Consider the following 18190-nt stretch of genomic DNA (forward strand, 5'->3'; position numbering starts at 1 on the left):
TCCGGTGTGCGCACGACCGGGGGATGATCCGCGCACACCGGATGCCATGGGCCCGGACGACGGGGGATGGACGTCCGGGAGTTCGGTGTCAGCCGGCGAAATCGGGGAGGCGGGCGGCGACCTCCTCCGGGGACGGCATCGCGGCGATCTCGGCCGCGATCTTGCGGGCCCCGTCCCGGTAGCTCTCGTCGCCCAGGATGAGGCGGGCCTTCTCCGTCACGGCGTCGGCCGCGAGGTCGAAGACGAACTCGCCCGCGCCGGCGGCGTGCAGGGCCTGGGCGTTGGCCGGGCCGTCCGCGCCCTGCGGGATGATCAGCTGGGGCAGTCCGGCCGAGAGCGCGGCCAGGGTCGTACCGCTGCCACCGTGCTGGACCACCAGCGAGGCGCGCGCCAGGACCTCGGACTGCGGAACCCACGGCGCGGCGATCACGTGGGCGGGCAGTTCGCCGAGCTCGGCGAGCTGGATGCGGAACCCGGTGGCCACCAGCACCGGCACGCCCAGCGGGGTCAGCCCGTCGATGACCGTGCGCAGGTTCTCGGCGGAGCCCAGCGCGGTGCCCAGCGTGAGGTACACGAACGGGTCGCCGGAGGCGCCCAGTCCGCCCGGGATCTCGCCCGGCTCCACGAACGGGACGGGGCGCAGTTCGATGCGCGGCTGGCCGGACTCCAGGAGGCTCCGGTCCTGGAGGGAGGGCGGGCAGATGTCGATGAGGGTGTTGCCCAGGGTGCTGACCCGGTCAGCGGGAACCTCGACGCCCAGGTCGGCCGCGGTGGCGAGGATCTCCTGCCGGAGCCGGTCGGCCTCGTGGTCCTGCGCGAGCAGGCCCACGTCGTGCGCGAGGGCGGGGATGCCGGCGAGCCGCGCGGCGAAGCCGGCGCCCGGGTTGAGGACCTCGTGGACCACCAGGTCGGGGCGGTACGTGGCGAACGCCGTGGCCAGATCGGCGGCGATCCAGCGGGGCAGGACGGAGCCGAACACCTTGATGTGCAGGTCCGCGAGGACCGACGCCGGAACGTCCTGGGCGCCCACCTCGCCGCCGTGCGCCTCGAGGAAGGCTTGACCGCCCGCTGCTTCGATGAACGCCTCGGGCACGGACCGGCCCGCCGTCACCGGTTCGAACCCCGCCTCACGGAGGGTCTGGTGGAACTGCTCACCCGTGGCGAAGGCCACCTGGTGGCCGGCTGCCCGTGCGGCCCTCGCCAAGGGAAGCAAGGGGAAGACGTGCCCGAAATTGCCCACGCTGGCAAAGAGGATTCTCATGAGCCTCAGCGTAGGGACGCCGCCGGGCCATGTCTAGTGTTGCTAGAAATTTTGTCGTCGATCAATTTTCTGTCGAGGCTCGCTCCAGTGGCGGCCGATCGCGCTCCCCCATCCTCGCGATGCGGCCGCCTGCCCCTGGGCATGCGGAACAAGGCGAAGGAGCCATTGATGATCACAGCCCAGACGGTGCCCGCGGGCCTCGTTCCGAGTCTCGGGCGACGGTTCACGCTGTCGGCCCAGACCCTCGACAGCGCGGTGACGCCCAACGCGGTGTTCCGCGCGTGGTTCGCGGAGCAGCGGCGCACCAACCGCTACGACGTGCGGCGCATCCCCTTCTCCGAACTGGTCGGCTGGCACTTCGAGGACTCCACGGGGAACCTCGTCCACGACAGCGGCCGGTTCTTCTCCGTCGTGGGCCTGGACGTGCGCTCCGAATGGAACGGGTACGGCGCGTCCTGGTCGCAGCCGATCATCAACCAGCCCGAGATCGGCATCCTGGGCATCGTCGTCAAGGAGTTCGACGGCGTCCTGCACTGCCTGATGCAGGCCAAGATGGAGCCCGGCAACATCGAGACGGTCCAGCTGTCCCCGACCGTGCAGGCCACCCGGAGCAACTACACCGGCGTGCACAAGGGCGCGGCCGTCAACTACATCGAGTACTTCCGGCCGCCGCGGGTGAACTCGCGGGTCCTCTACGACTCGCTCCAGTCCGAGCAGGGTTCCTGGTTCCTGCGCAAGCGCAACCGGAACATGGTCGTGGAGGCCATCGGCGACGTGCCGGAGCACGAGGACTTCATGTGGCTGACGCTCGGCCAGATCCACCAGCTGCTGAACGAGTCCAACGTGGTCAACATGGACGCCCGTACGGTGCTGTCGCTGATCCCCTCGTTCGCCAGCGAGGGCACTCCGCTGCACAGCACGGAGCACCTGCTGAACCGGCTCACCGAGATCAAGGCGCTCCGGGAGCTCGTGCAGACCACCATGCCGCTGTCGGACGTACAGCGGTGGAAGCGCACGGACTACGCGATCGAGCACGAGACGGGCCAGCACTTCAGCGTCATCGCCGCCTCCGTACAGGCCGCGAACCGCGAGGTGAAGAGCTGGACCCAGCCGCTGATCGCCCCCGCAGAGCAGGGACTCGCCGCCTTCCTGGTCCGCCGGATCGGCGGGGTGACGCACCTGCTGGCGCAGGCCAGGTCCGAGGCGGGCGTACTGGACGTGGCGGAGCTGGGCCCGACCGTCCAGTGCCAGCCGGCCCGGGCGCTGACCCTGCCCCCGGAGCAGCGCCCGCGCTACCTGGAACTGGTCCTGCGGGGTCAGGGCCGGCTGCTGTACGACACCGTGCAGTCCGAGGAGGGCGGCCGTTTCCACCACGCGGGCAACCGCTACGTGCTCGTCGAGGTCGGGGACGATTTCCCCCTCGACGTCCCCGAGGACTTCCTCTGGGTGACCCCGGGACAGCTCGCCGGCCTGCTGCGGCACAGCAACTACCTCAACATCGAGGCCAGGACGCTGCTGACGAGCCTGCGCGCGACCCGGGCGCTGGACGGGGAGTACGGCCTGTGAGCGGGGGCGGTACGGAGTCGCTGCCCGGACGACGGCTGCGGATCGGCGTGCTGGGATGCGCGGACATCGCCGAGCGCCGCATGCTGCCCTCCATGCTGGGGCAGCCGCTCGTCGAGGTGACGGCCGTGGCCAGCCGCAGGATCGAGCGGGCGCGGCAGTTCACCGAGCGGTTCGGCGGCGCCGCCGTGGCCGGGTACGAGCGGCTGCTGGAGCGGGACGACGTGGACGCGGTGTACGTGCCGCTGCCGCCCGAGCTGCACGTGGAGTGGACCCTGCGGGCGCTGGCCGCCGGCAAGCACGTGCTGTGCGAGAAGCCCTTCGCCACCAGCCTGGCCGACGCGGAGAAGGCCGTGTCCTTCGCCCGGGAGAACGGCCTGCTGCTGATGGAGAACTTCATGTTCCTCCACCACTCCCAGCACGCGGAGGTACGCCGGCTGGTGGCGGAGGGCCTGATCGGCGAGGTCCAGCTCTTCGGCTCGGAGTTCGGCATCCCGCTGCGCCCCGACACGGGGCCCGAAGGCCTCCCGCGGCGCGCGAGCACCCTGCCGGAGGTCGCCGCGTACCCGATCCGGGCCGCGCGGCTCTTCCTCGGTGACGGGCTGCGGGTCGCGGGCGCGCAGGTGCGCCCGGACAGTGCGTACGGCCCTCAGCCCTCGGGCAGCGCGCTGCTCGTCGCGCCGTCGGGGGTGGCGGCCCAGCTCGCCTACGGGGTCGAGCACGGGTACCGCAGCGGCTACGGGCTGTGGGGCAGCGAGGGACGGCTGCGTCTGGAGCGCGCCTTCAGCACACCGGACGAACTCACGCCCGTGCTCCGGGTCGAGCGGGCCGGCGGCGTCACGGAGATCCCGCTCCAGCCGGACCGGCACTTCACGAACATCGCCGGCGTGTTCGCCCGGGCCGTGCTGTGCGGGGAGGACTTCACCCCGCACACGGAGGCGATCCTGGCCCACGCCCGGCTCGTGGACGAGGTGGAGCGCGCCGCCTCGTTCTGACGGCGAACGGCGCGACGACCGTACGACGCAACGGCCGATGGGCCGGTGCGCGAGGTGAGGTCCACCCCGCGCACCGGCCCATCGGGCCGCCGGCTCCTGGAGGCCTACTCGCCCTGGCCCGCGTAGAAGTCGGCGCCGAGCTGGTGGAACATCCCCGCCACGTCGAGCTGGTCCCAGTGCTCGGCCAGCAGGCCGTCCTCGACGCGCCAGATGTCGATCGTCTGGAAGGTCAGGGTGCGGCCGGTGGCCGGTATGCCGAAGAAGACGCCCTGGTGAGTGCCCGAGTACTCGAAGCGGCCGACGATCCGGTCGCCCTCCGCGATCAGGTCGTGCACGACGATCTTGACGTCCGGGAAGGCGTCGAAGATCTGCTGGAAGAAGGCCGTGTTGGCCTCGATGCCGTCCGCGACGATCGGGTTGTGGTCGATGTGTCCGGGAGCGGTGTGCTCGGCCATGGTGCTCACGTCGTGACTGTTGATCATGTCCACGAAGCGCTGGATGAGTTCGCGGTGGTTGTCAGACATATCGGGGTGCCTCTCTCGGGCAGTCGTCGCCGGTGGATGGTCGGCGGTCCGAGGATCCTCAACCCCGGTCGAGCCGTTCTGGAGGACGCCTGGCCCCGGGCCCAAGTCGTCTCTCGGTCACTTCCGCCAGAAGAGGTGGTGCGTCACCCCGCTCGGGCTCGGGACCACGTCCATGTGGAACCGGTCGAGCAGCTCGTCGGGGGATTCCCAGAGCCGTACTCCGGACCCGAGCTTCAGCGGTGAGACCACCACATGCAGGGTGTCGACGAGGTCGGCGTCGAGGAACGCGCGGATGGTGGTGGCCCCGCCGCCGAGCCGGACGTCCTTGCCCCGCGCGGCCTCCCGGGCCTGCCGCAGGACCGTAGCGGGGTCGCCGTCGACGAAGTGGAACGTGGTGTCGGACAGCGTGATCGAAGGACGTCCGTGGTGGGTCAGGACGAACACCGGGGTGTGGAACGGGGGCTCGTCGCCCCACCAGCCCTGCCACTCGTGGTCCTGCCAGGGACCGCGCTGGGGCCCGAACTTGTTGCGGCCCATGATCTCGGCGCCGATGTTGCGGGCGTAGTCCCGCGTGAAGTAGTCGTCCAGGCCCCGGCTGCCCCCGGGATCGGTGCGCATGGGCCAGCTGGCCGTGGCGCCGGCCCACGCGAACAGCCGCCCCGGATCGACGTGGCCGAACGGCCTCTCCAGGGTCTGGTCCTCGCCGGCACCGATCCCGTCACTGGAGACGTTGAAGTTCTGCACCCTCAGCAGCTGGGTCACGTGTTCCTCCTGGGTTTGCGACGACGGTACTGAGAACAGACCGTGCGGCCCGGGAGAACTCATCGCCGCATCCGGGTGACGCGTCCAGGTGACGCGTCAGGGCGGCGCCCGCGCGGCCGGTCCCCCACCCCCGCTCAAGTGCCCGCTCCTAGCCTTCGGTGCCATGAAAGCTCTCGTGCTCTCCGGCGGGGCCGGAACCCGCCTGCGCCCCCTCACCCACACATCAGCCAAGCAGCTCGTTCCCGTGGCCAACAAGCCGGTGCTCTTCTACGGCCTGGAGGCGATAGCCGACGCCGGCATCACGGAGGTCGGGATCGTCGTCGGGGACACCGCCGAGGAGATCCGGGAAGCCGTAGGCGACGGGTCGAAGTTCGGGCTCCAGGTCACCTACATCCCGCAGTCCGCGCCGCTGGGCCTGGCCCATGCCGTGGTGATCGCCCGCGAGTTCCTCGGCGACGACGACTTCGTCATGTACCTCGGGGACAACTTCATCGTCGGCGGCATCCGCGACCTCGTCGCGGCCTTCCAGGCGGAGCGGCCGGCCGCGCAGATCCTGCTCACCGAGGTCTCGGACCCGAGGGCCTTCGGGGTGGCCGAGCTGGGCCCCGACGGCCGGGTCGTGGGCCTGGAGGAGAAGCCGGAGGTCCCCAAGAGCAATCTCGCCCTGGTCGGGGTCTACCTGTTCACCGGCGCCGTGCACCGGGCCGTGCGGGCCATCGAACCCTCCTGGCGCGGCGAGCTGGAGATCACCCACGCCCTGCAGTGGCTGATCGACACGGACGAGGACGTCCGCTCCACGACGATCTCCGGCTACTGGAAGGACACCGGGAACGTGGCCGACATGCTGGAGGTCAACCGCTCCGTCCTGGAACTCGCCGAACCGCACACCCTGGGCGAGGTCGACGAGGCGAGCGAGATCATCGGGCGGGTCCAGATCGACGAGGGCGCCAAGGTGAGCGGATCGCGCATCGTGGGGCCCGCCGTGATCGGGCAGGGCACGGTGGTCTCGGGCTCCTACATCGGCCCGTTCACCTCCGTCTCGCGCGACTGCCGGATCATCGACAGCGAGATCGAGTTCTCCATCGTCCTGGACGGGGCCTCGGTCCGCGGCGTCAGCCGGGTGGAGGCCTCCATCATCGGACGCCACGCGGAGGTCACGCCCGCCCCGCCGGTGCCCGCCGCCCACCGGCTCGTCCTCGGAGATCACAGCAAGGTGCAGATATCCTCATGACGACGACACGCATCCTGGTGACCGGCGGAGCCGGGTTCATCGGCTCCCACTACGTCCGTACGCTGCTGGGCCCCCAGGGGCCGGGCGACGTAGAGATCACGGTGCTGGACAAGCTCACCTACGCGGGCAACCCCGCCAACCTCGACCCGGTCCGCGGGCACGCCGGCTTCCGCTTCGTGCGGGGCGACATCTGCGACGCGGAGCTGGTGCGGGAGCTGGTGGCCGGGCACGAGCAGGTGGTGCACTTCGCCGCCGAGTCCCACGTGGACCGCTCCATCCTCGGCGCCGGCGAGTTCATCACCACGAACGTGCTCGGCACCCAGACCCTGCTGGACGCGGCGCTGCGCCGCCCCGGCGGCAGTGCCCGCTTCCTGCACGTCTCCACGGACGAGGTGTACGGCTCGGTGTCCGAGGGGTCCTGGCCGGAGACCGATCCGCTGCGGCCCAACTCCCCGTACGCGGCCTCCAAGGCCTCCTCCGACCTCATCGCCCTGTCCTACCACCGCACGCACGGCCTGGACGTACGGGTCACACGCTGCTCGAACAACTACGGGCACCACCACTTCCCCGAGAAGGTCATCCCGCTGTTCGCCACCCGGCTCCTCGACGGGCTGCGCGTACCGTTGTACGGGGAGGGGCTCAACGTCCGGGACTGGCTGCACATCGACGACCACGTCCAGGGCCTGGAACTGGTGCGCACCGGCGGCCGGCCCGGCGAGGTGTACAACATCGGCGGCGGCACGGAGCTCAGCAACAAGGAGCTGACCACTCTGCTCCTGGACCTGGCCGGCGCGGGCTGGGACAGCGTCGAGCACGTGGCCGACCGGCTGGGGCACGACCTGCGCTACTCGGTGGACTGCTCCAAGATCTCGGCCGAGCTGGGCTACCGGCCGAGCAGGGACTTCGCGGAGGGGCTCGCGGAGACCTTCGCCTGGTACCGGGACAACCGCGCATGGTGGGAACCGCTGCAGCAGCGGGCCGCCCTGACCTGACCTGACCGGGCGGGCGCACGAAGAGACGCGGCGGGCGATGGACGTGCCCGCCGCGTCTCTTCGTGCGCCCGGGTCAGCCGGTGACCCGGTGCGCGTGGGAGTCGGTTGAGGGCTACTGCAACCCCGACAAAGCTGCGGCGGTCTGTTCGTCGTGTTCGCGCAGCATGCGCATGACGGTCGCAGGGGCTGAGTGCCGGCCGCGCTTCTTGCCGGTGCGGATGACCAGCCGGGCGGCGATCTCGCGCAGTGACAGGTGGTCCTGGTAGCGCAGGCGGAGGGCGGTGGCGAGCATGTCCTCGTCGGAGACTTTGACGCCGCCGATGGCCTTGCCGTTCTTGCGGGCGGTCTCCTGGCCTTCGAGGGTCTTGTCGCGGATGTAGTCGCGCTCGGACTCCGCCATGGCAGCGAAGAAGGCGAACAGGGCGGCCCCGCGCCCGGCCGGATCGTGCTTCCCGGCCAGGGGGCCGGTCAGGAACTCCAGCTCGATCTCCGCGTCCCGCAGTTCCTCGGCGGCCTTGAGGATTTCAAGGGCACCACGGCCCAGCCGTTTCATCTCGTGGACGACGAGGGTGACCTTCGCGCCGAGCGAGCGGTACTCGCGGGCGGCGGCGAGGGCGGCCTTCATCTCGGGTCGCTCGCGCACGCGGGTGCTGATGCGTTCCTGGAACAGGCGGTGCACGCTGGAGGCTTCGATCGCGTCGACCTGCGACTGGATTTCCTGCGTCCGAGTCGAGACGCGTGCGTACCCGAGCCGGACTTCCATCGGAGTGGACGCCGCCACGGGCTTCACGGCCGGCAGGGCGGTCCAGAGCGAGCCGGGATGCCGTACGGCTGGGGTGGCGACGTGGAGTTCGGAGCGGAGTGCGGGGACGAGCTGGAAGCGGGCGGTGTGGTATTTGAGTGCGACCTTGCCCGCGGTGGTCCGGCACGGGGAGTCGGCCGGGGCCCGACAGGTGGACATCGGGCACGTGTGCGCTTCGACGAGCTTGTGGGGGTCGGGTTCACACCGGAATCGTTTCAGGAGTGGGTTTCACAAGTCACGAGGAACGAAACGGCCTGTGAAACACAATGACCTGCACGGATGTCCCGACGGCACGGTGTTGCAACGGGGAACACCCATGAAACACGGCGTGTCGATCCGGTTCCGGGCAATCGACGTCGTGGGGCCATTCCGCTCAGGGCTGTGTCCAGCAGCATCCAGCACGTGAACGCGTGGTGCTCTTCGAACCGGCCGGTCAGGGATTCGGCCAAGGTGGCATGACTGGCCTTGATCGTGCCGTGCGCGAGGTCCGCGAGGGCTTTCGGGCTGCATTTCCCGGCGATCAGGGCTTCGAGCATGGCGCGTCCGGAGACACCGAAGGTATCGGCTTCACCACGGAGGACGTGACCCTCAGGGAACCGTAGGCGGCTCGAACGCCGCGGACCGGCGCCGGGCGCTCGCGCGGCACGCCCGCCGAGGTGCCGGCCGGTGGGGAGCTTCCGCTGCACCGTGGCGGCTCGCATCGAGCGCCGTCCGTGGGAGCGCTCCCACTTCCGTGCTCCGCGTGATGCCGTTCGTACGGCCTCCCCTCTTGCGGGGCAGCCATTTTGCCTAGGGCCCGCCTTCCGGATCGGGCCGGGCTCGCGGGGTCCGGTGCGCACGCTCGTCCTTGTCGTCGGTCGCCGAAGCTCAGCGTCGACTCCGCCCTCCGCCTTACGTGCGTAGGCACTTGCCCAGCTCCCCGATCCGGCCCGGTGCCGGAGCCAGGCCCCAGGGGCCCTCGACGTGCAACGCCGTTGGTGAGGTATGGGGCTGCTGAAGCGGGAGTGAATCATGAGGTTTGCCGGATTGGTGGATGTTCGTTTCGTGTAAAGAACTGCCGATCGGTTAAGTCGTGAGCGACAAGGAGCGGTACGGATGGATGCTCGTCGTAAGGCGAGGGTGCGCTCGAGCGGTGCCTGGCTCGTGTGCGGGGCCCTGGCGTCACTGGCGTTGGGTGTGGGAGGTGCTCCGGCCGCGGCTGCTTCGGCCCGCGCGCACCAGGTGAACGTTCCGTCGTATGCGGGCTCCCATCAAGCGCCGTGCGGGCGCGAGGATGACGACCCGCGCAGGGGTGGTGGCGGCGGGGACAAGGACTGCAAGGAAGGCAAGCCCGGCCCTCGCGGCCCGAAGGGCGACACCGGTCCGCAGGGGCCGAAGGGTGACACCGGCCCCAAGGGGCACCCGGGCAAGCAGGGTGACACGGGCCCGCAGGGTCCGAAGGGCGACACCGGGTCGCCGGGCCCCAAGGGCGACACGGGGTCCCAGGGTCCGAAGGGCGACAGCCCCAAGGGCGAAACCGGAATCCAGGGTCCCAAGGGCGAAACCGGAATCCAGGGTCCGAAGGGCGACACCGGAATCCAGGGTCCGAAGGGCGACACCGGAAACGCGGGTCCCAAGGGTGACCAGGGCGCGCAGGGCGTCAAGGGCGACCCCGGCGCGCAGGGGCAGAAGGGCGACACGGGCAACCAGGGAGCGCCCGGCACCGTCGGCCCCGCCGGTCCGGGCGGCCCCGCTGGCCCCGCTGGCACGGCGGGCATCGGCGGTCCGCCCGGTCCGGGAGGCCCGGCTGGTCCCGCAGGCCCGGCCGGTCCCGCCGGACCTGCGGGCCCCGCTGGCTCCTCCGGCAAGGGCAAGCCAGGACCCCAGGGGCCTGCCGGCCCCAAGGGCGACAAGGGCGACAAGGGCGACAAGGGTCCGCGGGGCCCCAAGGGCGACGCGGGCCACAAGGGCCACGCGGAACTCGAGGTGCGACGGGTCGTCAACGTCAGTGCCACGGTGGCTCCGGGCGCCACGACCACCCTCGAAGCCGTCTGCCCCCGCGGGTACTTCGTCACCGGAGGCGGCGTGACGCTGCAGAGCCCGGACCTGAAGGTCCTGTGGGACAACTCCGGTGATGCCCAGAACTGGATCGCGTCCGTGAGCAACACCCTGGCCGCGGGCACCCCCGCCCCCACGGCCGGGACCTGGGTCGCGGAGATCCACGCGCTCTGCGCGAGGCTCGACCACAAGAAGCCGGTCCAGGGTCACGCATGACACGCCTCCCCCAGAGAAGGGCTCTCACTCCCGAGCGCCACTCTCCCACCGTCAGCCGCAACGAGGAGCGAGAATTGAACGTCCACCGCACCCCGGGCCACTCCGGTGCCCGCCTCCGCCGCCCGGCCGTACTCGGCTCGGCTCTGGCGGCCTCCCTGGCCTTCGCCCTGACGGGCATCACGGCCCCGGCCTTCGCCGCGGCCGCACCCGTAGCGGTCGCCGACACCCCGCACCAGTCCAAGGGCGGTGATTGCAACGGCCACGACGGCGACAGGCGCGACGGCGGCGGTCGGGGCTCGGGCTACTGCAACGACCACCGGGGCGGCATCAGCTACGAGCTGCAGTCCCGTACGGTCGAGGCCACCTTCACCGTCCTGCCCGGCATGCCGAAAAACGGAAGCGTCGCTTGCGACGCGGGCTGGCTCATCGACAGCGGCGGCGTCGAGCTCAGCTCGCCCCTGCTCTTCCTGCAGAAGTCCATCAAGGGCGTGAGCTCGTCGTGGGAGACCACCGTGGTCAACAACGACACGACCTCGCACACTTATGACGTGGCAATCGTCTGTAGTCGGCTGATCGCCATCCAGCACTAACCGGGCTGCCCTTCGGACCAAGCCGAGCCGCTTCGGCGCCAACCGTCGAAGCGCCTCGGTGCCGGAACGACTACTCTCCCCGAAGTCCGCGTCAGGCTCCGGGGAGCTTCCCCCCATGAACCGGGGAGCTTCCCCCCATGAACAAGTCGGCTGCCGTTCCCCGGTAGCTGACGCAGTGCCACCGGACATGCCGGTCATGAGCCCCAGGTCTGCAAGAGCCCCACCGACGAAGCGGCTCGGGAGCAGAGGGGGATCCCCGGATCCCCCTCTCACCGGACAGGCCTACGGGGGCCCGCGTAGCGTTTGGGGTTACGCCGTCGCCTCTGCACCGGGGCGGCTGGCGGGGGAACGCTTCCGTCTCCGGTTCTCCGTAACACTCGGGCCGACGTGGAAGAACGCTTCCACGGACCGACGAGTGACAAGGCGACCTCCAGCACCGTCGTGTCGCCGCCGGGGGCGGTGAATGAGCCGGGGTTCCGCTTGAGGAGGCGTTCAAGGGCGTCCCAGCCCACCCGGGGCGGCCGGTGACTCCGGTCGATGAGCGGGACGTCAGCCGCGGCATTGAGCCCTTCGTCGTACAGCAGCCGGCGCAGCCAGTAGCCGTTGCGGTCAGCTCCAAGGAGCCGGATCGCTGCCTTCATGCTCTCGTTGCGCAGTCCCTTGAGCAGCACCGCGGCGAGTTCCTCGCCCGTCCGGCTGTCCTTGATCATGGGAGGCTCTCCCGGTCAGGATGAGATAGAAGATCTGCGACGATCCCACCCCACTGCCTTCAACCCATGGGACGAACCCCGCCCTCACACGCCGTCTGATCACCCGAAGGACGGGCCGCCTCGGCCTTACGGACGCACCTGTGGTGTGAAACCGCCGACCACCCCCAAACGAGAATCACGCCACCCCCGCTTGACCGGCCCCGCGTTAGGGTGTCCGCACCGCCTCGGCACCTCCCTCCCCCGCGGGGCGCCGGGTCCGCTTCACTGTTCTACAGCCCGGCGCCGGGCTCGTGCGTGGCTACGGTCCGCAACGGGCGGTGCCCCTTGTCATCGAGCTGGGCGAGTTCGTGTTCGTAGTCGACGGTGATGGAGCCGTAGAAGTTGACCACCGAACTGCGCGCCGGGAAGATGCGCGCCAGCACCTCGGCATCCACCTCGCGGCCGGCGCTACGGGTGATCTTGCCTCCGCGGGCGTAGTGCAGCTGCCGGCGCAGCGCGTGGAGGGACTCGCCCTTGTCCAGCTGACGGGCGATCTTCCTACGGTAGACGGTATCGGACAGGTACTTCGCGGCACGGATGGTCCTTCGGATCGCCCCGTACTCCTTCAAAGCGGCCGCCAGCGCGTTCTGCCGGGAGGACGCCGAGAGCTTGCCCACGATCAGCGAGGCGGTGGCGTGGCCGTACTTCAGCGAGCCGGCCAGCCGGAGCAGGTCGTCCCAGTGGTCGCAGACCAGGTCGAGGTTGGCTTTCTTCGTCAGCAGCGGCCCCGCGGTCGGGAAGCGCGCCTCGTAGTCGCTCTTGGCACCCATCCTGCAAGGGGATGCCGCAGGACGCGGCCATGCCGTGCAGACCGAGATTCGTGGACAGCCCGATCAGGCAGGCGATCAGATTCCTTTTGAGCTGCGGGGAACGGGCCGGCTTGCCGTCAGCGTGGACGAAACAGGCCAGGAAGGCGGTGTGCCGGTCCATCTCCACCAGCAGCGAGGTGATCGGCAGGCTCGGCAGCATCCGCTCCAACTCGCCGTGCAGTTCCTCCGCCTCGCTGGGGATGTCCTCCGCCGTCAGCGGCGAAATCACCAACTCGCCGCCGTCGTTGGGCCGAACAGGTCCGTCGCCGCGCTTGAGAGTGTCCTCCAGGTCGCCGAGCGCCTCATCGAGTTCGTCCAACACCTGTGGCAGGGCCTCGGAGAAGTCGGGGCTCTTGCCGACCAGGCGACAGAACTCCGCCCGGTGCATCTCCCACTGGGCGGGCTTGAACAGATAGGCGGCCGGATTGTCGGAGCGGCGCGGCACGTACACGTCCCCGCTCCGCAGGCCGTCGCGCAGCGCGAGCAGCGTGCACAGCTCCCAGTAGTGCCGATACGCGCTCGCATCGCCCTTCGCCGCAGCCTCATCCAGGTACCCCTGCCAGCGGGCCGGTACGAACAGGGTCGGAGCACCTTCGGGGACGTTACGGGCGCCGGTGGCGTTCAGCTCCCGCAGGATCTCCAGCGCCTCGATCAGCGGCTTCGCCTCCGTGCCGCCCTTGAACCGTACGGTCTCCAGGACCTTCGGCGCGAACTGCCGGATGTAGCTGTAGGAGCCGTCCGGCAGCCGCAGGTGCCCGTGGTCGCGGGGCAGTCTGACAGTGGATCCGGCATACGCGGACCGCAGGTGGCTCATGCCGATCTTCCCCGCAGCAGCGTCCCGACCTCCTCGTCCCGGATACCGGCATCCGCCAGCACGGGCAGGATCTCCTCCAGCAGCGCGAGCCGGTCCTCCGACAGCTTGGCCCGCTCGGCGAGCTCGTCGCGCAGCTTGATCCTGACCCGGGACTCCGAGCCCGACAGCGTCTGGTCGAACAGCTGCACCACCGAGTCCAGCACGTCGACCGAAGACTGCGCCAGCAGCGTCAAGAGGATCGGGTGGCGCCGGTTCGGCTCCCGTCGCACCAGCGCCTGCGCCTGCGAGGTCAGACGACGCCCGATCTGGGCCAGGAAGCGGCGCCGCTCGGCGGGCAGGGACGACATGTCCAACGTGTCGGCTCCCAGTCCCCGCAGGAACCTCAGCTTCTCGACCTCACCCTTCACTCGTCGAAGACGCCTGCACGGGCCCGGTCACCAACCAGTGCAGCCGCGACGAGCGCAGCTGAGGGTCGACCACGAGCAGGCCGTCCAGGCCACGGGAACGTTCAAGAGCGAGCAGATGGGCCACTCGTGCGTGGGTCTCCCGCTCGGCCTCCGTACGCGCGGCAGCGACCTTCTCCAGCAGCGAGACCACCCCCGGCCTGATCACCTTCGCCGCACACAGGTACTCACAGCCCAGCCGGAACGGCAGCGATGGTGAATCGTGCCGCATCGCCCGCGCCAGCAGGAACTCGTCCGGCTCCTTCAGCTCCAGGACCTTCGCCGCACGCCACCCCACATACTTGGCGACCTGCCGAAGGTGGTCCGTACGCGTCTGTTCCCGGGACGTGCCGTAGCTGCGCAGTACCTCGACCGGTAACTCGAGCTGCCGGGCCAGGCGGCACACCGCCGCCAACGGGGCCGCGGGCCGCCGGCACCTCGTCCGGCACGAAACGCAGCCACGGCAACGTGCACAACTGCACCGCGGCCCCCAAGACCGTCGCAGGGCGCAGGAACTTCCGCAGGAACGCCTCATCAGCCGGGGCGAGGGTGAAGTAGCGGATCAGCTCGTCCTTACCGATCGCCGGGAACGACCGCAGAGCCTCCAACTCCTCATCGGAAAACACGCTCGTGGCCATCGCACGCCCCTCCCGTCACCGAATTCACCCAGTCAGCCCAACGAGACAACCGACTCCAAGGCAACGGGCCAGGTCAGGAGCTACTCCGTTGTTTATTCGGCGGGTAGTACTGGGACCCCGAGCCCCCGTAGGAGGCGACGGCCTGCTGGTAGGTCGGGAGCAGTCCGAGGGCGGCGGCCTCGGAGAGGCCCGGCGCGGCGGCGTCCTTCTCCGATCTGATGAACGGCTCCGAGCTGTTCCACGGTATGCCGATCTCCGGGTCGAGCGCCTGGATGTCCACCATGGTGCCCGGCACGTACTCCTCGGAGCAGAGGTAGTTCATGCAGGTGTCCTCGGTGAGGGCGAGGAAGGCGTGGCCGAGGCCGTCCGCGAGGTAGACGCCGATGCCCGAATCGGCCTCCTGGAGGGTGGTGTCGAACATCCCGAAGGTGGGCGAGCCGACCCTGAGGTCCACGACCACGTCGAGGGCGGCGCCCCGTACGCAGGTCACCAGCTTGGCCTGGCCGGGCGGCAGCAGCGTGCCGTGGATGCCGCGGAGCGTATTGCGGTGGGAGACCGAGAAGTTGACCTGCCGCACGGTGAACGGCTGGCCGGTCAGTTCCGTCAGCTCGCCGATGCGCCAGGCCTCGAAGAACCTGCCGCGGTTGTCCGAGAGCGGTGACGGCGTGATCCGGAAGGCGTCCTGGATCTTCATCTCCTCAATGGGCATGTTTCCTCGGTTCGTTGTCGTAGGTCGTGAACTGGGGCCGGGTCAGAGTCTGTGACGGCCGGCTCCGGCACCGCTCGGAGCGGGCTGGAGCGGGCCTGCGCGGACATGGCGACGGCCTCCGCGCGCAGGCGCGGAGGCCGTCGACGTACGTACGGGCTGCGGTCAGCGCACCGCGGCCGGTGCGGACTCCTCGGCGGCGGCCGGAGCGGCCTTGGCCGGGGCCGGAGCGGAGGACTGGGAGGTGGGCTGGGAGGTGGACTGGGACGCGGACGGGGACGCGGACTGCGCCACCGGCGGACCGCCCGCCTTGCTGCCCGGGGCGATCAGCATGGACAGGGTCGCGGCGGCCACCGCGGCGGCGCCGACCCACATGGCGGGGACGAGGCCGTCGACGAAGTTCTCCGCCGAGGCGTACCCGCCGTTGGCGCTGAAGATCGAGGCCAGGAGGGCCACGCCGAGGGCCGCGCCGACCTCACGGGTGGCGGCGGTGACGCCCGAGGCGATGCCCTGCTCGTGCTCCTTGACCGAAGCCATCGTCAGGTTCATCAGCGGCGCGTAGAACAGGGCCATGCCCGCGCCGCAGATCATCAGGGAGGGCAGCTGGGCGACGTAGGAGGTGCCCGGTTCGAGGACGAAGGCCCACCAGACCATGCCGGCCGTCATCATCGCGAGGCCGACGGTGACCACCGGCTTGCCGCCGATGCGGTCGGAGACCATGCCGCCGAGCGGGGCGACGACCATCGGCATCGCGGTCCATGCGAGCAGCCGGACGCCGGTCTCCATGGCGCTGTAGCCCTGGATGCTCTGGAAGAACTGGGTCATCAGGAAGATCGCGCCGAACATGCCGACCGACATCAGGGTGCCGGCCAGGTTGATCGCGGTGAACGCCTTGATCCGGAACAGCCGCATCGGCACCATCGGGTGCTCGGTGTGGTTCTCCCAGAGGACGAAGAGGACCATGACGACGGCTCCGCCGATCAGGGAGCCGAGCACCAGCGGCGAGGTCCAGCCGTCGATGTTGCCCTTGACGATGCCGAGGACGATGCCGAACAGGCCGATGCCGCCCAGGATGGTGCCGACGACGTCGAGACGGGAGCCGGAGATCTTGCTCTCCGCCAGCATGCGCAGCGAGACCGGCGCGAGGGCCAGGCCGATCGGCACGTTCAGCCAGAAGATCCACTGCCAGGAGAGGTGCTCGACGATGGCACCGCCGACGAGCGGGCCGGCGGCGACCGAGAGACCGTTGACGGCGCCCCAGATGCCCAGTGCCGTACCGCGCTTCTCCGCGGGTACCGCGGCGGTCAGCAGGGTCACCGACAGCGGCATGATCATCGCCGCGCCCGCGCCCTGGACGGCGCGCGCCGCGATCAGTTCGTTGATGCCCGGGGCGAGCGCCCCGGCGGCCGAGGCGGCCGTGAAGAGCAGCAGGCCGAGGACGAAGACCTTGCGCCGGCCGAAGCGGTCACCCAGTGCGGCGCCGAACATCATCAGCACCGCGAAGGACAGCGTGTAGGCGTTGACCGTCCATTCCAGATCCGAAAGGCTGCCGCCGAGTTTGTCCTTGATGGTCGGCAGCGCAGTGATGATCACTAGCTGATCGAGCCCCGCCATGAAGGAGGCGACACTGGTGGTGAGGATGGCCCATAAGACCACCTTCTTGTTCCCACCGCCCGATGCTGGGGGGTTGACGGCGCTCATTCAGAGCTTCCTTTCTGGAGGGTGACACATGCCGAGCCGGCGCTCATGACGCTACGGACGGAACCTCAAGTTCAACTTGAGTTCCGGTCGGGTCGCCGCAACGCCGCGGGGCCCCGTACCGGCGTCGGTACGGGGCCCCGCATCAGCGCGAAGGCGGTACCGGGTCAGCCGAGCTGACGCTGGAAGGTGGCGATGTCGAAGTAGAGGGTCTCGTCGACCAGCACGTCACCGTCGAAGTGGAAGAAGACGGCGACCGGGGCGTCGATGGACTTGCCGAGGTTGGGTATGCCCCGCCAGTCCGCCTCCTGCTTGCCGCGCGCCTGCGCCTCGAGGATGACCGCGGTGGGGGTGTGGTGCACGTGGTGCAGCTCGTGCTCCAGGTTGGGGAACGCGGCCTGGAGCTCGGCGAAGTAGCCCTTCTTGATGGCTTCCGCACCGATCAGCGGGCCCTCCTCGAAGGCCTGGATGCGGTAGACGCCACCGCGCGGGAAGGTGGCGAGCACACCGTCGATGTCCCAGGCGATCTCGGCGACCGTGTGCTCCAGGATGACCGCTTCGCGCTTCTTGCGCAGGTCGGCATCGGGCTGGGGCAGATCCGCACCGGGCAGGATGAACTCGTGCTCCATGGCCATGACATTTCCTCCACGCATGTGACCGTCTTCTGGTGCGGCTGACGCTAGGAGGCACGCCTCGGCGCGCCCTCGCGTCCCGCTCGAATACCGGTTCGTGCGGGTGGACGTACGGGCGAAAGCGGTGGTCGGGCGGGGCGCTCGGTCGGGTCGGTCAGGCGGCGCTCCTGCTCTGCTCGGCGCGCTGGGGCGGACGGTAGGTGGGGCGGTAGCCGCAGGCCAGACCGACCGGAGCGAGCAGGGTGGACAGGGCCATGTCGACCGCGTGGGGGCGGCCGGTGACGGCCCGGTACTCGTCGCGGAAGCCCAGGGCGAGCAGCGGCATCTGCAGGAAGGGGGTGCCGTCGGGGCGCAGCCTGCCCTCGCCGGCCAGTCCCCACAGCGTCTCGAAGAGCTGCTCGGTCCGGTAGGCGGGGGTGACCCGCCAGGTCATCCGGGCCCGCTCCGGACCGTCGTTCCACATCGAGTGGGCCACGCCCGGCGGGATGTGGAACTCGGCTCCCGCGCCGTACGTGTGCAGGGCGCCCTCGAGCCGGACGTTGATCTGCCCGCTCTGGACGCGGAAGAGCTCGGTCTGCTTCGGGTGGTAGTGCGCGGGCGGCATGTGGGCGGCGCTCGCGTAGTCGACCTCCACTTCCAGGTAGGCGCCGTCCGTGTCGGCCGCCGTGGCCAGGAAGGTGAGCCGGTCGGCCCCCATGTGCAGGGTGTCTCCGGAGCGTGCCATCGGA

General features: G+C 70.0%; 19 protein-coding genes and 2 pseudogenes. 7 read left to right on the plus strand and 14 right to left on the minus strand.

What is annotated here, in order from left to right; genetic code table 11:
- Positions 1–88 precede the first annotated feature (88 nt).
- Positions 89–1261 (minus strand): glycosyltransferase, encoded by a 1173-nt coding sequence (locus tag OG435_RS44560; RefSeq protein ID WP_266886841.1) that lies wholly within the window; start codon positions 1259–1261, stop codon positions 89–91.
- A gap of 168 nt (positions 1262–1429) precedes the next feature.
- Here OG435_RS44560 and OG435_RS44565 point away from each other — a divergent pair, with 168 nt between their 5' ends.
- Positions 1430–2827, plus strand: a complete 1398-nt coding sequence (locus OG435_RS44565; RefSeq protein ID WP_266886844.1) for an NDP-hexose 2,3-dehydratase family protein — start codon at positions 1430–1432, stop codon at positions 2825–2827.
- On the plus strand, positions 2824–3819 hold the full coding sequence (locus OG435_RS44570; RefSeq protein WP_266886846.1) for a Gfo/Idh/MocA family protein: 996 nt from the start codon (positions 2824–2826) through the stop codon (positions 3817–3819). The genes OG435_RS44565 and OG435_RS44570 overlap by 4 nt, the downstream gene beginning before the upstream one ends.
- A gap of 104 nt (positions 3820–3923) precedes the next feature.
- Here OG435_RS44570 and OG435_RS44575 read toward each other — a convergent pair whose 3' ends face one another.
- Together OG435_RS44575 and OG435_RS44580 are read right to left on the minus strand one after the other, a co-directional pair.
- Positions 3924–4343: an ester cyclase gene (locus OG435_RS44575; RefSeq protein ID WP_266886848.1), complete on the minus strand. Its 420-nt coding sequence runs from the start codon at positions 4341–4343 to the stop codon at positions 3924–3926.
- Positions 4344–4460: 117 nt separating this feature from the next.
- Positions 4461–5105 (minus strand): dihydrofolate reductase family protein, encoded by a 645-nt coding sequence (locus OG435_RS44580; protein WP_266886850.1) that lies wholly within the window; start codon positions 5103–5105, stop codon positions 4461–4463.
- 163 nt (positions 5106–5268) lie between these two features.
- On the opposite strand from OG435_RS44580, the gene OG435_RS44585 reads away from it, so the two are divergent.
- Both OG435_RS44585 and rfbB read left to right on the plus strand, forming a co-directional pair.
- The gene (locus OG435_RS44585) at positions 5269–6336 is read left to right on the plus strand and encodes a glucose-1-phosphate thymidylyltransferase (protein ID WP_266886852.1); all 1068 of its coding nucleotides are present in this window, start codon (positions 5269–5271) and stop codon (positions 6334–6336) included.
- Positions 6333–7328: a dTDP-glucose 4,6-dehydratase gene (gene rfbB / locus OG435_RS44590; protein WP_266886854.1), complete on the plus strand. Its 996-nt coding sequence runs from the start codon at positions 6333–6335 to the stop codon at positions 7326–7328. Before OG435_RS44585 ends, rfbB begins: the two co-directional genes overlap by 4 nt.
- A gap of 112 nt (positions 7329–7440) precedes the next feature.
- Here rfbB and OG435_RS44595 read toward each other — a convergent pair whose 3' ends face one another.
- Positions 7441–8349 carry a recombinase family protein gene (locus tag OG435_RS44595; RefSeq protein ID WP_430625859.1) on the minus strand — a complete coding sequence of 303 codons (909 nt, stop codon included), beginning with the start codon at positions 8347–8349 and terminating at the stop codon, positions 7441–7443.
- Between the two features lie 191 nt (positions 8350–8540).
- On the opposite strand from OG435_RS44595, the gene OG435_RS44600 reads away from it, so the two are divergent.
- The 3 genes from OG435_RS44600 to OG435_RS44610 all read left to right on the plus strand — a co-directional run bounded on the left by OG435_RS44600 (position 8541) and on the right by OG435_RS44610 (position 10973).
- Positions 8541–8732: a hypothetical protein gene (locus OG435_RS44600; RefSeq protein ID WP_266886858.1), complete on the plus strand. Its 192-nt coding sequence runs from the start codon at positions 8541–8543 to the stop codon at positions 8730–8732.
- 493 nt (positions 8733–9225) lie between these two features.
- Entirely contained in the window at positions 9226–10383 is a 1158-nt protein-coding gene (locus OG435_RS44605; protein WP_266886860.1) for a hypothetical protein, read from the plus strand.
- Positions 10384–10457: 74 nt separating this feature from the next.
- Positions 10458–10973, plus strand: a complete 516-nt coding sequence (locus tag OG435_RS44610; RefSeq protein ID WP_266886862.1) for a hypothetical protein — start codon at positions 10458–10460, stop codon at positions 10971–10973.
- A 269-nt stretch (positions 10974–11242) separates the two neighbouring features.
- Here OG435_RS44610 and OG435_RS44615 read toward each other — a convergent pair whose 3' ends face one another.
- From OG435_RS44615 to OG435_RS44655, 10 genes and pseudogenes are all read right to left on the minus strand, one after another.
- A complete protein-coding gene (locus OG435_RS44615) occupies positions 11243–11683 on the minus strand; it encodes a hypothetical protein (RefSeq protein ID WP_266886864.1) in 441 nt (146 codons plus the stop codon).
- 269 nt (positions 11684–11952) lie between these two features.
- Positions 11953–12492: a Tn3 family transposase gene (locus OG435_RS44620; RefSeq protein ID WP_266886866.1), complete on the minus strand. Its 540-nt coding sequence runs from the start codon at positions 12490–12492 to the stop codon at positions 11953–11955.
- A gap of 28 nt (positions 12493–12520) precedes the next feature.
- Positions 12521–13345: pseudogene (locus OG435_RS50260) on the minus strand (Tn3 family transposase); the annotation flags it as partial.
- On the minus strand, positions 13342–13692 hold the full coding sequence (locus tag OG435_RS44630) for a hypothetical protein (RefSeq protein WP_266886868.1): 351 nt from the start codon (positions 13690–13692) through the stop codon (positions 13342–13344). The gene OG435_RS44630 and the pseudogene OG435_RS50260, both read right to left, overlap by 4 nt.
- 49 nt (positions 13693–13741) lie before the next feature.
- Complete coding sequence (locus tag OG435_RS44635) at positions 13742–14323, minus strand: DUF4158 domain-containing protein (protein WP_266886870.1); 582 nt, start codon at positions 14321–14323, stop codon at positions 13742–13744.
- Positions 14238–14426 (minus strand): annotated as a pseudogene (locus OG435_RS50480) (DUF4158 domain-containing protein); the annotation flags it as partial. The gene OG435_RS44635 and the pseudogene OG435_RS50480, both read right to left, overlap by 86 nt.
- Before the next feature lie 73 nt (positions 14427–14499).
- On the minus strand, positions 14500–15135 hold the full coding sequence (locus OG435_RS44640; protein WP_266886872.1) for a dTDP-4-dehydrorhamnose 3,5-epimerase family protein: 636 nt from the start codon (positions 15133–15135) through the stop codon (positions 14500–14502).
- Between the two features lie 162 nt (positions 15136–15297).
- Positions 15298–16833: a DHA2 family efflux MFS transporter permease subunit gene (locus tag OG435_RS44645; protein WP_266886874.1), complete on the minus strand. Its 1536-nt coding sequence runs from the start codon at positions 16831–16833 to the stop codon at positions 15298–15300.
- 164 nt (positions 16834–16997) lie between these two features.
- Positions 16998–17465 carry an ester cyclase gene (locus tag OG435_RS44650; RefSeq protein ID WP_266886876.1) on the minus strand — a complete coding sequence of 156 codons (468 nt, stop codon included), beginning with the start codon at positions 17463–17465 and terminating at the stop codon, positions 16998–17000.
- A 151-nt stretch (positions 17466–17616) separates the two neighbouring features.
- Positions 17617–18186 (minus strand): cupin domain-containing protein, encoded by a 570-nt coding sequence (locus OG435_RS44655; RefSeq protein WP_266886878.1) that lies wholly within the window; start codon positions 18184–18186, stop codon positions 17617–17619.
- Positions 18187–18190: the final 4 nt, after the last annotated feature.

This window comes from Streptomyces sp. NBC_01264 (genome assembly GCF_026340675.1).
Taxonomy (GTDB): domain Bacteria; phylum Actinomycetota; class Actinomycetes; order Streptomycetales; family Streptomycetaceae; genus Streptomyces.

Excerpts from the sequence above, each read along its gene's own strand:
- OG435_RS44560 (WP_266886841.1), bottom strand. The coding sequence starts at position 1,261 with ATGAGAATCCTCTTTGCCAGCGTGGGCAATTTCGGGCACGTCTTCCCC.
- OG435_RS44565 (WP_266886844.1), top strand. The coding sequence starts at position 1,430 with ATGATCACAGCCCAGACGGTGCCCGCGGGCCTCGTTCCGAGTCTCGGG.
- OG435_RS44575 (WP_266886848.1), bottom strand. The coding sequence starts at position 4,343 with ATGTCTGACAACCACCGCGAACTCATCCAGCGCTTCGTGGACATGATC.
- OG435_RS44585 (WP_266886852.1), top strand. The coding sequence starts at position 5,269 with ATGAAAGCTCTCGTGCTCTCCGGCGGGGCCGGAACCCGCCTGCGCCCC.
- rfbB (WP_266886854.1), top strand. The coding sequence starts at position 6,333 with ATGACGACGACACGCATCCTGGTGACCGGCGGAGCCGGGTTCATCGGC.
- OG435_RS44605 (WP_266886860.1), top strand. The coding sequence starts at position 9,226 with ATGGATGCTCGTCGTAAGGCGAGGGTGCGCTCGAGCGGTGCCTGGCTC.
- OG435_RS44615 (WP_266886864.1), bottom strand. The coding sequence starts at position 11,683 with ATGATCAAGGACAGCCGGACGGGCGAGGAACTCGCCGCGGTGCTGCTC.
- OG435_RS44620 (WP_266886866.1), bottom strand. The coding sequence starts at position 12,492 with ATGGGTGCCAAGAGCGACTACGAGGCGCGCTTCCCGACCGCGGGGCCG.
- OG435_RS44630 (WP_266886868.1), bottom strand. The coding sequence starts at position 13,692 with ATGTCGTCCCTGCCCGCCGAGCGGCGCCGCTTCCTGGCCCAGATCGGG.
- OG435_RS44635 (WP_266886870.1), bottom strand. The coding sequence starts at position 14,323 with ATGAGGCGTTCCTGCGGAAGTTCCTGCGCCCTGCGACGGTCTTGGGGG.
- OG435_RS44640 (WP_266886872.1), bottom strand. The coding sequence starts at position 15,135 with ATGCCCATTGAGGAGATGAAGATCCAGGACGCCTTCCGGATCACGCCG.
- OG435_RS44645 (WP_266886874.1), bottom strand. The coding sequence starts at position 16,833 with ATGAGCGCCGTCAACCCCCCAGCATCGGGCGGTGGGAACAAGAAGGTG.
- OG435_RS44650 (WP_266886876.1), bottom strand. The coding sequence starts at position 17,465 with ATGGCCATGGAGCACGAGTTCATCCTGCCCGGTGCGGATCTGCCCCAG.
- OG435_RS44655 (WP_266886878.1), bottom strand. The coding sequence starts at position 18,186 with ATGGCACGCTCCGGAGACACCCTGCACATGGGGGCCGACCGGCTCACC.